General features: G+C 71.8%; 11 protein-coding genes. 8 read left to right on the top strand and 3 right to left on the bottom strand.

Translation table 11 applies throughout. The features are described from left to right. Window positions 1–71 precede the first annotated feature (71 nt). Entirely contained in the window at window positions 72–1,067 is a 996-nt protein-coding gene (locus IEZ09_RS24260; RefSeq protein ID WP_189256046.1) for an Acg family FMN-binding oxidoreductase, read from the top strand. A gap of 1 nt (window position 1,068) precedes the next feature. On the opposite strand, the gene IEZ09_RS24255 is transcribed toward IEZ09_RS24260, so the two are convergent. Then, complete coding sequence (locus IEZ09_RS24255; RefSeq protein WP_189256045.1) at window positions 1,069–2,442, bottom strand: MBL fold metallo-hydrolase RNA specificity domain-containing protein; 1,374 nt, start codon at window positions 2,440–2,442, stop codon at window positions 1,069–1,071. 151 nt (window positions 2,443–2,593) lie between these two features. Between IEZ09_RS24255 and IEZ09_RS24250 the strand changes: the two genes are divergently transcribed. The 5 genes from IEZ09_RS24250 to IEZ09_RS24230 all read left to right on the top strand — a co-directional run bounded on the left by IEZ09_RS24250 (window position 2,594) and on the right by IEZ09_RS24230 (window position 6,129). Beyond that, window positions 2,594–3,286, top strand: coding sequence for a universal stress protein (locus IEZ09_RS24250; protein WP_189256044.1), 693 nt, complete (start codon window positions 2,594–2,596; stop codon window positions 3,284–3,286). Then, entirely contained in the window at window positions 3,234–3,827 is a 594-nt protein-coding gene (locus IEZ09_RS24245; protein WP_189256043.1) for a hypothetical protein, read from the top strand. The genes IEZ09_RS24250 and IEZ09_RS24245 overlap by 53 nt, the downstream gene beginning before the upstream one ends. Next, entirely contained in the window at window positions 3,824–4,714 is an 891-nt protein-coding gene (locus IEZ09_RS24240) for an ABC transporter ATP-binding protein (protein ID WP_189256042.1), read from the top strand. Before IEZ09_RS24245 ends, IEZ09_RS24240 begins: the two co-directional genes overlap by 4 nt. Beyond that, window positions 4,704–5,504 carry an ABC transporter permease subunit gene (locus IEZ09_RS24235; protein WP_189256041.1) on the top strand — a complete coding sequence of 267 codons (801 nt, stop codon included), beginning with the start codon at window positions 4,704–4,706 and terminating at the stop codon, window positions 5,502–5,504. Before IEZ09_RS24240 ends, IEZ09_RS24235 begins: the two co-directional genes overlap by 11 nt. A 79-nt stretch (window positions 5,505–5,583) precedes the next feature. Then, on the top strand, window positions 5,584–6,129 hold the full coding sequence (locus IEZ09_RS24230) for a phosphoribosyltransferase (protein WP_189256040.1): 546 nt from the start codon (window positions 5,584–5,586) through the stop codon (window positions 6,127–6,129). A gap of 149 nt (window positions 6,130–6,278) precedes the next feature. Here the strand turns inward: IEZ09_RS24230 and IEZ09_RS24225 are convergent, their stop codons facing one another. Further along, on the bottom strand, window positions 6,279–8,846 hold the full coding sequence (locus tag IEZ09_RS24225) for a cation-translocating P-type ATPase (RefSeq protein WP_189256039.1): 2,568 nt from the start codon (window positions 8,844–8,846) through the stop codon (window positions 6,279–6,281). A 74-nt stretch (window positions 8,847–8,920) separates the two neighbouring features. Beyond that, window positions 8,921–9,835, bottom strand: a complete 915-nt coding sequence (locus IEZ09_RS24220) for an MBL fold metallo-hydrolase (RefSeq protein ID WP_189256038.1) — start codon at window positions 9,833–9,835, stop codon at window positions 8,921–8,923. Between the two features lie 91 nt (window positions 9,836–9,926). Between IEZ09_RS24220 and IEZ09_RS24215 the strand changes: the two genes are divergently transcribed. Next, a complete protein-coding gene (locus IEZ09_RS24215; protein WP_189256037.1) occupies window positions 9,927–10,349 on the top strand; it encodes a hypothetical protein in 423 nt (140 codons plus the stop codon). Between the two features lie 9 nt (window positions 10,350–10,358). After that, a complete protein-coding gene (locus tag IEZ09_RS24210; protein WP_189256036.1) occupies window positions 10,359–12,086 on the top strand; it encodes a hypothetical protein in 1,728 nt (575 codons plus the stop codon). Window positions 12,087–12,254 lie beyond the last annotated feature (168 nt).

Genomic DNA, 12,254 nt, shown 5'->3' with positions numbered 1-12,254 from the left:
GGGGACCGCCCCGCGAACGGGTGACAGTGGCGGCAACGACACGAACGCACGAGGACAACGGGGTGACGGGGATGGCCGAACTGACCGCAGCACTGGGGCTGACCGCGGACCAGGTGGAGGCCGCCCTCCACGCCGCGTCCCTCGCGCCGTCCGTCCACAACACCCAGCCGTGGCGGTTCCGGGTCCTGGACGACCGCATCGAGCTGCACGCCGACAACGAGCGCACGCTGCCAGCCACCGACCCGGAGGACCGGGAGCTGCGGCTGTCCTGCGGTGCCGCGTTGTTCAACCTCCGGGTGGCACTGCAGGGGTTCGGGATCCGGCCGCTCGTCACCCTCCTGCCCGGCAAGGACGCTCCTGGCGCGCTGGCCACCGTGCGGCGGGGCGGAACGGTCCGGCCCGACGACGAGATGCGCGACCTGCTCAGAGCCGTGCCCGCGCGCCGCACCAACCGGCGCCCGTTCTTCGAGTCCGGTGTGGACGGTCGGCACCGGCACGCGCTGGTCCGCGCGGCCGAGCTGGAACGCTCCTGGCTGCACGTCGTCGACACGCGGCAGGAGGTCGCCAGGATGAAGGAGTTCGTGCTGCGCGCCCACCGGATCCAGCAGCAGGATCCCGGCGTGCTGGCCGAACTGCGGTCCTTCACCGGGCACCGGCCGGACGCGACCGACGGCGTGCCGCCCGCCTCCGCCGGATTCCGGCCGGAGGCCCAGGACGAGTGGATGTTCCGCGACTTCTCCGCCGATGCGCGTCCCGAGGGCAAGGACTACGAGTCCAACCCGCTGGTCGTGGTCGTCTGCTCGTTCTACGACGGACCGCTCGGCGAGCTGCAGGCGGGGCAGGCGATGCAACGCGTCCTGCTGACCGCCACCACCATCGGCCTGTCGGCGTCGTTCATGTCGCAGCCGGTCGAGGTGCGCACCGTGCGCGAGGAGCTGCGCCGGGCGCTGGGCGGGATGCTGGTGCCGCAGGCGGTGCTGCGCGTCGGGTACAGCACACCGGTCCCCGCCACACCGCGGCGACCGGTCACCGAACTGCTGATGGAACCCACGAACTCGGCGAACTGACTCAGACCAGGACCCGTTCGCCGTCCCTGGGCACGACGGCCGTCCAGCCGTGCTCGGTCTCCAGCCGCTCGGCCAGCGTCGCCGCGCTCTCCGGCTCGCCGTGCACGGCGTAGGTCGTGGCCGGGGCGGGTCCGCTGGTGGCCCACTCCAGCAGCTCGTCCGCGTCAGCGTGAGCGCTGAACGCGTCCAGCACCCGCACCTCGGCCCGCACCGGCACGTACCGGCCGTGGATCTTGATCTCCCGTGCGCCGTCGACGAGGTTGCGCGCCCGTGTGCCGACGGCCGCGTACCCGACGATCAGGATCGTGTGCCGGTTGTTCGGCAGCATGGCCTTCAGGTGGTGCAGCACGCGGCCGCCGGTGGCCATGCCGGACGCCGAGATGATGATCGACGGCTGCCTGGGGTCGTTGACCTGCATGGACTGCGCCGCCGAGTGGAGTTCGGCGAGCCGGCCGGGATCGAACGCGTCCTCACCGTGCATGAGCTCGGGACGGATCTCGGGCCAGCTCTTCGCGATCGCCTGGCGGTAGACCCGCAGCGACGCGAGCGCCATGGGGCTGTCGACGAAGACCGGCAGGTCCGGGATCTCCCCCGCGCGCGCCAGCCTGGTCAGCTCGACCAGGATCACCTCGGTCCGGTCGACGGCGAACGCGGGGATCAGCACGCTGCCGCCCCGAGCCGCGGTGCGCCGGATGGTCTCCGCGAACAACGCCGTCGCCGCGGCGTCGTCGTGCGCCCGGTCGCCGTAGGTCGACTCGAGCAACAACGCGTCGCAGGCGGGTCGCGGCTGCGGTGGCAGCAGCACGCGGTGGGCGCGTCTGCCCATGTCACCGCTCACGACGACGCTGCGGTCGCCCATCGTCAGGTGCGCCCACGCGGAGCCGAGGATGTGACCGGCCCTGCCGAACTCGAGCGTCACGCCGTCCGCGATGGACCGCGCGGCCTCGAAGTCGATCGGGCGGAACAGCCGCACGGCCCGGTCGGCGTCGTCGGCGTCGTACAGCGGCAGTGCCGGCTTGTGCTTGGTCCAGCCCGCCTCGTTGGCCTGGCGGGCCTCCTCCATCATCAGGTGCGCGCTGTCGGCCAGCACGATGCCCGCCAGGTCGGCGGTGCCCTCGGTGGTGAACACCGGTCCCCGCCAGCCGTGCCGCACCAGGACCGGCAGGTAGCCGCAGTGGTCCAGATGAGCGTGCGTGAGCACGACCGCGTCGAGCCGGTCCAGGTCGAGCGGCGGCTGACGCCAGTTCCTGCGGCGCAGCGGTGCGAGGCCCTGGAACAGGCCGCAGTCCACCAGCACCTGGGACTTGCCGGTGTCGAACAGGAACTTGCTGCCGGTGACCGTTCCGGTACCACCGAGAAACGTCAGCGTGCTCATCGTCGATCTCCTCGTGCTCGGGAGCTCACGGTCCTTCCCCGCACGCCCGTCCCGCACCGGCACGAGGCCCCGTGGCATCAGGACTTTCGTCCCGGGCGAGTGGCTGCGTTGCGCTCTGGGTGCTGCCGTTTCCGCAGGCCACCGTTGACCCATGGAACCTGTCGTGGTGATCGTGGACGGCTCGCCGTCGACCGAGGAGGCCGCGCGCTGGGCCGCTGCCCACGCCAAGCTCGTCGACGCCGAGGTGGAGGCGCACAGCCTGCACGACGACTTCCGCGCTCAGCTGGTGGTGGTCGGCTACCAGGGTCCGTCCAGCTCGCCGCTCGGGCTCGGCAGCCACGTGCTGCCCGTCGTGTGCTCGCTCGGCTGCGACGCGGTGGTCGTGCGCGGCACCGCTGCCGCGCGGGACGGGCTGCACGGCCGGGTCACCGCGCTGGTCAGCGGCGGCCACGACGACGCGGCGGTGCTGGCGCGCGCCGCCGGCCTCGCCCGGCGCCGCGGTGCGGCCTTGCGCGTGCTGCACGCCGCGCCGCCGCCCGTGCTGCGCCAGGACCTCGACTTCGACCACAGCTGGGTCCTGGAGCGCTCAGCGGAACTCCTCCGCGGCTATCTGCACACGGCCGTGCTCGTGCGCCGGCAGCCGCACGAGGCCATCAGCCGCTGCCTGGACAGCGACCTCATCATCGTCGGCGCCGGAGAGACCCGCGAGTGCGGCGCGGTGACCAGGGCCGCGCTGCACCACGCCCCCTGCCCCGTGCTCGTCGTGCACCGACCCGTCCAGGAGGAACGCCATGGCGCCCCTTCCATCCCCGCTCCTCGCCGACCAGTTCGCACCGCGGTGTGAGTTCGGCCGCACCGACCACGTCGTCGTGGACGCCGACCCGGTGTCCACGTATCAGGCGGTGCACGACCTCGACCTGTCCGACCTGCACGGCTTCCTCGTCAACGCCGCCGTGGGCCTGCGGGAACTGCCGGAGCGGTGGCGTTCGCGGGGCACCCGGCGGCAGCGGACCCGGCTGACGATCAACGACCTCGCCGCGGGGTCGGACTGGGTCGTGCTGGGCGAGCAGCCGGGCCAGGAGCTGGTGTTCGGCGCCATCGGCAAGGTGTGGCAGCCGATCGTCAAGTGGGTGCCGATCGAGGCCCGCGACTTCTCCGACTTCTCCGAACCCGGCTACGCCAAGGTCGTCTGCTCGATCTCGGCCCTGCCCTACGGACAGCGCAGGACGATCGTCACCGCCGAGATGCGCGTCGTGCTCACCGATCCGCACGCGTGGCTGAGCTTCCGCCGCTACTGGCGGATCAGCACGCCGTTCGTCGGCATCATCGGCCGCGCGATCCTGCGCACCGTCAAGAACTCGGCGGAGAAGGGCGGTGTGCGATGAACGTCATCAGCACCCGTCAGCTCACCAAGCGGTACGGCAGGACAGTCGCCCTGCGGAACCTGAACCTCGAAGTGCACGCCGGTGAGGTCTACGGGCTGCTCGGCCCCAACGGCGCGGGGAAGACGACGACGTTGCGGTTGCTGATCGACGTCATCAGGCCGACAAGCGGCAGCATCACGTTGTTCGGCGAGCCGATGTCACCGCGGTTGCGCGGCCGGATCGGGTACCTGCCCGGCGATCTCGTGCTCTACGACCGCCTGACCGGCGCCGACTACCTGCGCTTCTGCGGGGCCATGCGCTCGCACACCGACCTCGGCGAGGCGGTGCGGCTCGCCAAGCGGCTCGACCTGGACCTCGACCGCGAGGCCGGTGAGCTCTCGAAGGGCAACCGGCAGAAGCTCGGGATCGTGCAGGCGTTCGGTCATCGTCCGGACCTCGTCGTCCTCGACGAACCGGCGAGCGGCCTCGACCCGTTGGCACAGCGGGAGTTCCACGCGTATCTGCGCGAGTACGTCGACGGCGGCGGCACCGTGCTGTTCTCGTCGCACGTGCTGTCCGAGGTCGAGCAGGTGGCCGACCGGGTCGGGATCCTGCTGGCGGGCAGCCTGGTCGTGCAGGACACGGTGGCGTCGTTGAAGGCCAACGCGGTGCGGGAGCTCACCTTCACCTTCGCCGAGGACGTCTCGGCCGCGTCGTTCAGCGGAATCCCCGGTGTGCGGGACGCGGTGCAGGCGAGCGGCACGGAGGTGCGGTGCCGGGTCTCGGGCGCGGTGGGCGAGCTGGTGCGCGCCGCGGCCCGGTTCCCGCTGGTCAACGTGACGAGTCACGAGCCGGACCTCGAGGACATCTTCGTGCACTACACCGAGGAGCGCGGCGATGACGACTGAGCTGGTGACGAAGTCGGTGCGGGACAACAGGGGCAGCACCCTCGGCTGGGGCATCGCCCTGGTGGCGAGCGTGGCGCTGCAGCTCGCCGTGTTCCCGGCGGTGCGCGACGCGGCCGGCGAGTTCGAGAAGCTCCTCGAGTCCTATCCCGAGTCCTTCAAGGCGTTGTTCAACGTCCGCCAGTCCCTCGCGAGCGGCGTCGGGTACCTGCAGGGCGAGGTGTTCGGGTTCCTCGCGCCGTTGGTGCTGCTCGGCATCGCCATCGGTCAGGCGTCCAGGGCGACCGCGGGCGAGGAGAAGGCGCACACGCTGGACCTGTTGCTGGCCAACCCGGTCTCCCGCACCCGCGTGCTGCTCGACAAGGCGCTCGCGGTGCTCGCGTCGGTCGCGGTCGTCACCGTCGTGTTCGCCCTGGTGTTGTTGGTGGGCAACGGTGTCGTGGGGCTCGGGGTGCCGTGGCCGGACATGGTCATGGCGGTCGTCGCGAGTGCCGTGGTGGCCTTGCCGTTCGGCGCGCTGGCGCTGCTGACCGGCGCGCTGACCGGCAGGCCGGGGCTGGCCGTCGCCGTCCCGGTCGGGCTGGGGCTGCTGACCTATCTGCTGGACGCCCTGTCCTCGCTGTCCGACGGGTTGCGGCCGTGGCGGGTGCTTTCGCCGTTCCACCACGCCGCGGTGAACGACGCGCTGACCGGCTCGCCGAACTGGCTGGGGCTGGTCGGCTTGGTCGTGCTCACCGCGGCTGGCGTGGCGGGCGCGGCGGTGGCGTTCGAGCGGCGGGAGGTCAGGGCCTGACCCGAGTGCCGTCGTTCGCCTTCCCCGCCAGTGACCAACGTCCCTATCCCCCGCAGGCCGGCCGGCACACGATCGGGCCATGCGCTTCGCCGATCGAGCCGAGGCAGGGCGGCTGCTCGCCGAACGGTTGACGCACCTGCGTGGCCAGGACGTGGTGGTGCTGGGCCTGGCCCGCGGCGGTGTTCCCGTCGCTCACGAGGTGGCGAGATCGCTCGGCGCTCCGCTCGACGTCGTGGTGGTGCACGAGCTGGGCGTGCCGCACCGGCCGGAACTGGTGATGGGGGCCATCGGCGAGGGCGGTGTGTACGTCGTCGATCTGCCGGTGCTGATGACCTGCCGGGTCACGTTGATGGACCTGGAACGCGCGGAGGCACGGGAGCGGGCCGCGCTCGGCAGGCGTGCGCGCCGCTACCGGGAGGCGCGCACCGCGCTCCCGCTCGCCGGCCGGACCGCCGTCGTGGTGGACGGCGGCACCGTGACGGGAGCCGTCGCGCGCACCGCGTGCCGCGTGGCCCGCGCACGGGGAGCCGGCCGAGTGGTCTTCGCGGCGCCGGTCGTCGCGGCCGGCCTCCTCGGCGTGCTTCACGAGGAGGCCGATGACGTGGTGTGCCTGGAGAGTTCGTGACCCGTCAGTCCAGGCTGCCACTCAGCTGATCGGACTGCTCAGCCGAGTGGCTTGCCTGCTCGGGAACCTGCTCCGCGGCCTCGAGTTCCGCGGCGAGCGCATCGAAGATCGGTGTACTCGTCATGCCAGCCACTCTGTGGCATTGGCCGTCACGGCGTAAGGGGCCGATCCCGCCGCCGCAGTCCGCGCATCAGGACCGCTTTCGCCGCGGCGTCCGCCAGCACCACGACCGGGACCGCGGCGAGAGCCAGCACCCAGCCGAGCGCGGACGGCGCGTGCCCGCCGAGCAGGTCCGGCAATGGTGGGACGAACAGGAAAACGCCGAGCACCGCCAGTTCGAACACCACGGCCCACAGCAGCAACCTGTTGCCGCGCAGGCCGATCCGCGGCACCGGGCGGGTCGCGCTGCGGCACGCGTACGCGTTGGCCAGCTGGCCGAGCACGATCGCCGTGAACGCGGTGCCGGACGCGACCGCGAGCAACCCGGCGTCCGGCGCCTGGCCGAGCCGCCAGCCACCCACGTGGAGCACCACCAGGAACGCCAGCATCGACATCACGGCCTCCGCCGGTCCGAGCACGAGGAAGACCCGGCGCAGCACGCCGCCGTCGATCAGCGATCCGGTGCGCAGACGTCCGCGCATCGTGCGCTTGTTCGGCGGCTCCGCGCCCAGGGCGAGCGCGGGCAGCAGGTCGGTGCCGATGTCCAGGGCCAGCACCTGCAGCACGGTGATGGCCAGCGGGATCGAGCCTCCCGACAAGGCCCACACGACGAACGGGGTGAGCTCGGCGACGTTGTCGGTGAGGTGGTAGGTGAGGAAGCGGCGGATGTTCGCGAACGTCGCCCGGCCCAGCTCGACGGCCGCGACGATGGTGCCGAAGTGGTCGTCCAGCAGCACGAGGTCGGCGGCCTCCCGGGCCACGTCGGTGCCGGACGCGCCCATCGCGACGCCGATGTCGGCCGCGCGCAACGCCGGGCCGTCGTTCACGCCGTCGCCCGTCATCGCGACCACGTGTCCTCTGCGCTGCAAGGCCTTCGCGATGCGCAGCTTGTCCTCCGGCGTGACGCGGGCGACCACGACACCGTCGCGGTCGAGCAGCTCGCCGAGCTCGTCGGGGTCGGCGGGCAGGGCCGATCCCTCGACGACGAGGCGGTCGTGGCCGAGCAGGCCCACCTGTTCGGCGATGGCCTGCGCGGTGGCCGGGTGGTCGCCGGTGATCATGGCGATGCGGATGCCCGCGGACCGGCACGAGGCGATGGCCTCCGCCACGTCGTCGCGCGGCGGGTCCTGCAGGCCGACCAGTCCCAGCAGCTCCAGGTCGCGTTCGGCGCGCTGCCAGGTGTCGTCGTCCGGCCGGGCCGGCCTGCGGGCCACCGCGAGCACCCGCAGTCCTCGCCTGGCCAGCGCGGCGATCGCGTCCTGAGCACCGCGGGTGTCCACGCAGAGCGGCAACACCGAGTCAGGAGCGCCGGTCACGTGCACGCCGTCGGAGTCCACAACGGACGATCGGCGCCGCCTCGGGTCGAACGGGAACCGCACGGCGTCCGCCGACGGCCCGTCCACCCCCACGCGTGCGGCGAGGACGTGCAGGGCGACCTCCATCGGATCACCGACCGGCAGCCACCTGTCGTCGTGATGCCGGGCGTGGGCGCCGGGCGAGCACCGCTTGGCGGTGGACGCGAGGTCGCGCACCTGCTTGACCGCCGCGAGAGAGCCCTCCACCGAACCGGTCGGCTCATAACCGTTGCCGCGCACGGAGACATCGCCGAGCGGCGTCCACACGTGCACGACGGACATCTCGTTGCGGGTCAGCGTGCCGGTCTTGTCGGTGCAGATGAACGTCGTCGCACCGAGCGTCTCGACCGAGTCGAGCCTGCGCACCAACGCGTTCTTCGCCGCCATGCTCTGCGCCGCTCTGGCCAGCGAGAGGGTGACGGTCGGCAGCAACCCTTCCGGCACGAGCGCCACCGTGACACCGATGGCGAACAGGAAGCCCTCGGCGAGCGGCAGCCCCAGCAGCACGGCGACTCCGAAGAACACCGCACCGATCGCGATCGCCATCACCGCGACCACGACGACGACCTTGTGCAGCTGAGCCGCGAGCGGGCTGCGCGGCGGCTTCGCCTCCAGCGTCAGCGCCGCGATGCCGGCGAGCCGCGTGTGCCCGCCGGTCCCGGTGACCGAGACCGATGCCTCGCCTTCCGCGACGTACGTGCCCGCGTAGACCTGCTGCCCCACAACAGGCCTCGTCGGCACGCTCTCCCCGGTGAGCATCGACTCGTCGACGGCGAGCCCCGCCGCGGTCAGCACCTCGCCGTCGGCGCAGACCCGTGCGCCCGCCTCCAGCACCAGCTCGTCCCCGACGACCAGCTCGGAGGCGTCGACCTGACGGAGATGCCCGTCCCTGCGCACCGTGGCCCGCACCGGCATCAGGTCGCGCAGCCGCTGGGCCGCGCGATCGGCCCGGTACTCCTGGGCGAACGCGAACACCCCGTTCAGCACCACCACGACGACGATGGCCACCGCCAGCGCGGGCATCCCGGCGACCGCCGCCAGCACCGCCGCACCCCACAGCATGAGCGCGAAGAAGTGCACCAGCTGTTCCACCAGCAGCAGCAACGGATGCCGCCGCCGCGCCTGGGGCAGCGCGTTCGGCCCGTCGTCCCGCAGTCGTCTCGCCGCCTCGGCCGAGGAAAGTCCCGTTGTCGCGACAGTCATGACTGCATCACAACGAGATCGGCGGGTGACTCCCAGGGCGTGACGTCCCAGCGATCAGGGACCTCTGGCCCCCGTCAGCGCGCCGCGAACGGGTCGGCCGGCTGCCACGCCACCGGCAGCACCACCTCGACGTCGTCGCGCCTCGCCAGCGCGGACAGGCGCCGCACGGTGAGGTCCAGGTCGTCGGCCAGGTAGGGCAAGGGGCGCAACGGCTTGTCCAGCGCGACGAAGAAGTCGTCCCAGTGCACCAGCACCACCCGGTGCGCGCCGGTCGCCCGCACCACCTCGTCCCAGTACGCCTCGACGTACCCGAGCGGCTGCCTGCCGAGCGTGCCGACGCCGAGGTACACGACGTCCGCCCGCCGGCCGTGCAACGCCCCAGGCCGGAAACCCGCGCTCGCATGCAGCAGAACCGTTCCCCGTGCGTGCGAGACGAACACCGAGTAGACGGCACCGGTCCGCCACTCCCGGCTCCGGCGCGGCGGGATCAGCGGTGCGTCCACCGTGCCGGGGTAGTGATCGCCGGGGCTGTGCACGGACTCCACGAACGTCAGCCCGAACCCGCCGTACGAGAGCGTGTCACCGTCGCCGACGACCCGCAGGCTCCGCTCCGGCACGCCGAGGCCGCGGCCGACGTTCGCGGTGGACTCCGAGCCGACCAGCTCCGCCCCGGTCAGCGACGCCCACACGGGAGCATCCAACGCGTGGTCGTAATGCGAATGCACGCACACGACGGCGGCGATCGGCGGTGTGCCCAGCCGCCGCCGCGCCTGCTCGACGACACGCCGGTCGGGCGCGATCCGGCCGAGCGCGACCCGCGCGAGCCCTGGCCGGGTGACGAAGCCGTCGCTCAGCACGGCGGTGTGCCCGTCGCTCAGCAACACCGAGCTGGTGCCCAGAAAACGGGCCGTGACCTCGGCTTCAGCCGTGCTCGCCTGGAAAGCCGCAGGCAGGCGGCGCACGTCAGGACGGCTCAACCAGAACTTCACCGGCGCATCATCCCGCCCGTGGGCGAAAGGCCCGTGGCAGGGGCGACCCAGGTCCCTGGCCCGATGCCCGCGCCGCCTCGACGCTCAATGCATGGACACCGACAGCTACATCGCCTTTCTGGTCGTCAGCACGCTCCTGGTGATCGTCGACGCCGTGATCATCACGATCAGCGGCCGCAAGTACCTCAACGACGACGCCCACCCCGGCATCAGCCTCGCCGCCAGCTGGCTCACGACGACCTTGTTCTCGCTCATCGTGCTCGGCCTGGTCGCGCTGATCTCGACGATCGACCTCCCGATCGAGGGTCAGCTGCAGAAGATCGTGACCAAGCTCGGCATCGTGCTGCTCCTGCTGGCCGTCGCCCACGCGATCACCATGACGGTGCTGGCCAGGTACCGGGGAGAGGAACGCCAGGAACACCTCGCAGAGGAACTGGCGCAACGCCGCGAACAGGCCAGGAAGCCGGAGGTCACGCGGTCGATCGAACGCGACGAGCCGTACTCGACGGTGTAGGGGGTTGTGATGACGCGATTATCCGGACTGACGGCCGGGTTCCTGACGGTCGTGCTGTGCCTCGGGATGTCCGCCGGACCGGTGCTGGCGGATCCCGAGACCTCAGTGGCGCAGGGGCCCGCGGAGACGTCCCCGGTGCCGGTTGTCACCGAACCCGCCGCGCCGGAACCGACCGCGCCGGAACCGACTGCGACCGAACCCGCCACACCTGAAGCCACCAAGCCTCAGCCCACCTCGACCGAGCCCACCTCGACCGAGCCCGCCACGTCGGCCCCGTCGGCCGAAGCGGCCGCACAGGAGCTGGCGGACCTGCGCCTGCGGGTCTGGTTCGACAAGCCCTCGTACCGCTCCGACGAGGTGATCCTCGTCCACGCCGCCGTCACCAACGCGGGCACCGCGACCGCCAACCAGGTCGTGCTGAGCTGGACCGGAAACCTGGACAACCACTGGTGGCCGCCGTTCGACATCTACGGTGTACCGATCGAGCCGGGACAAACCGTCGAAGGAACCACCTCCGGCCGGATCTCCACGGACGAGGAGACACTGCACCTCGTCGTGACCGCGCGGCAGTTCGGCGGTGAACAGGACGCCAACCCGGAAGACAACGCGGTGACCGCGTCGGTGCCTGTCGAAATCCCGCGCGGCAGCTTCCGCGCCACCGTCTACGGCGACCGCGAGGGCGACCACGTGATGGATCCTGGTGAGGCACTGGCCGGTGTCCCGGTGCACATCTCCGGCGGATTCCCCCACACCGAGCGCAGCGCGACGACCGCGGCCGACGGCGTGATCGAGTTCCGGGATCTGCCCGCCGGGGCCTACAACGTCTTCCCGACCTGGTACCGCTCCGGCTGGTGGGTGCCCGGCTGGAGCGGAACGGTGGACGGCGTGGACGATCCCGATCTCCTCCTCCGGGCGACACCGGAGGTCACGGACAGGCTCACGGCGTCCCTGGCTTTCACCCGGGTCGAGTACCGGGCAGGTGACGTGCCCCGCGCGACTCTCACGTTGCACAACACGGGCACTGTGCTGCTCACCGATCTGAGCGCCCACTGCGGCAGCGCGGACGTGGGAGAGCTGGATCCGGGTGGCCCCGGTGCCGTCCTGCACCCCGGCGAGACCCGCGTGTTCCCCGTGACGATGTCGCCGATCACCGACGACCGGGCGCGGTGGGGCTACCTGTCCGCGATGTGCCAGGTCGGCGCACCGGTCCTGCACAACGACATCCCGTACGTCACGGCACTGGCCCGCGTCCTCGGTCCCGTGGCGCCACGGGTGACCGGCCGGCTCGGCGTCCAGACGTACAAGCCGATGCAGGGGCCGCCCACCGGCTACGCGTTGCCAGGCGTCAAGATCTACCTGCGGGACCGGATCGACAACGCGGTCGTCGCCCGTGACACCTCGAACGCCAACGGCGAGTTCACGTTCTACAACGTGAGGCCGGGCCTGTACCAGGTGGGTGTGGTCGGTCCGTGGCGTGTCGTCTACGGCTCGGAGATGGTCGTGGAGGCCGGCGAGAACGGCTCTTCGCGTCACCTGGTGTTCGTCCTGCCCGGTCCGGACCAGCCCGATCCGGATCCGGCACCGCCTGCCGGCGGATCGGCTCCCCCGCCGCCGGTCGTCCAGGAGCCGCAGCTCGCGGCGACCGGTGCCAACGTGGCGTGGCTCGCCCTCAGCGGCCTGCTGAGCCTGCTCACGGGCGCCGCCCTGGTGCTGCGCACACGTCCTGGCCGCCGGTAGACGTGGAACTGCCCCGGATCCGCGGATCCGGGGCAGTTGCCGCGGTCAGTCCTGCTGGACGTCGATCTGCACCTTGCGCTCCTCTGGCGGCGTGGCGATCGGCACGCGAACTCGGACCTGTGTTGCTACCTCGATGTGCGAGGGATGCCTCGTCGGGCAGGAGGCTGC

Source organism: Lentzea flava (assembly GCF_014648475.1).
Lineage (GTDB): Bacteria > Actinomycetota > Actinomycetes > Mycobacteriales > Pseudonocardiaceae > Lentzea > Lentzea flava.
Note: the sequence above shows the minus strand (reverse complement) of the source record. Positions and strands in the feature narration are given on the sequence as shown.

Excerpts from the sequence above, each read along its gene's own strand:
- IEZ09_RS24260 (WP_189256046.1), top strand. The coding sequence starts at position 72 with ATGGCCGAACTGACCGCAGCACTGGGGCTGACCGCGGACCAGGTGGAG.
- IEZ09_RS24255 (WP_189256045.1), bottom strand. The coding sequence starts at position 2,442 with ATGAGCACGCTGACGTTTCTCGGTGGTACCGGAACGGTCACCGGCAGC.
- IEZ09_RS24250 (WP_189256044.1), top strand. The coding sequence starts at position 2,594 with ATGGAACCTGTCGTGGTGATCGTGGACGGCTCGCCGTCGACCGAGGAG.
- IEZ09_RS24245 (WP_189256043.1), top strand. The coding sequence starts at position 3,234 with ATGGCGCCCCTTCCATCCCCGCTCCTCGCCGACCAGTTCGCACCGCGG.
- IEZ09_RS24240 (WP_189256042.1), top strand. The coding sequence starts at position 3,824 with ATGAACGTCATCAGCACCCGTCAGCTCACCAAGCGGTACGGCAGGACA.
- IEZ09_RS24235 (WP_189256041.1), top strand. The coding sequence starts at position 4,704 with ATGACGACTGAGCTGGTGACGAAGTCGGTGCGGGACAACAGGGGCAGC.
- IEZ09_RS24230 (WP_189256040.1), top strand. The coding sequence starts at position 5,584 with ATGCGCTTCGCCGATCGAGCCGAGGCAGGGCGGCTGCTCGCCGAACGG.
- IEZ09_RS24225 (WP_189256039.1), bottom strand. The coding sequence starts at position 8,846 with ATGACTGTCGCGACAACGGGACTTTCCTCGGCCGAGGCGGCGAGACGA.
- IEZ09_RS24215 (WP_189256037.1), top strand. The coding sequence starts at position 9,927 with ATGGACACCGACAGCTACATCGCCTTTCTGGTCGTCAGCACGCTCCTG.
- IEZ09_RS24210 (WP_189256036.1), top strand. The coding sequence starts at position 10,359 with ATGACGCGATTATCCGGACTGACGGCCGGGTTCCTGACGGTCGTGCTG.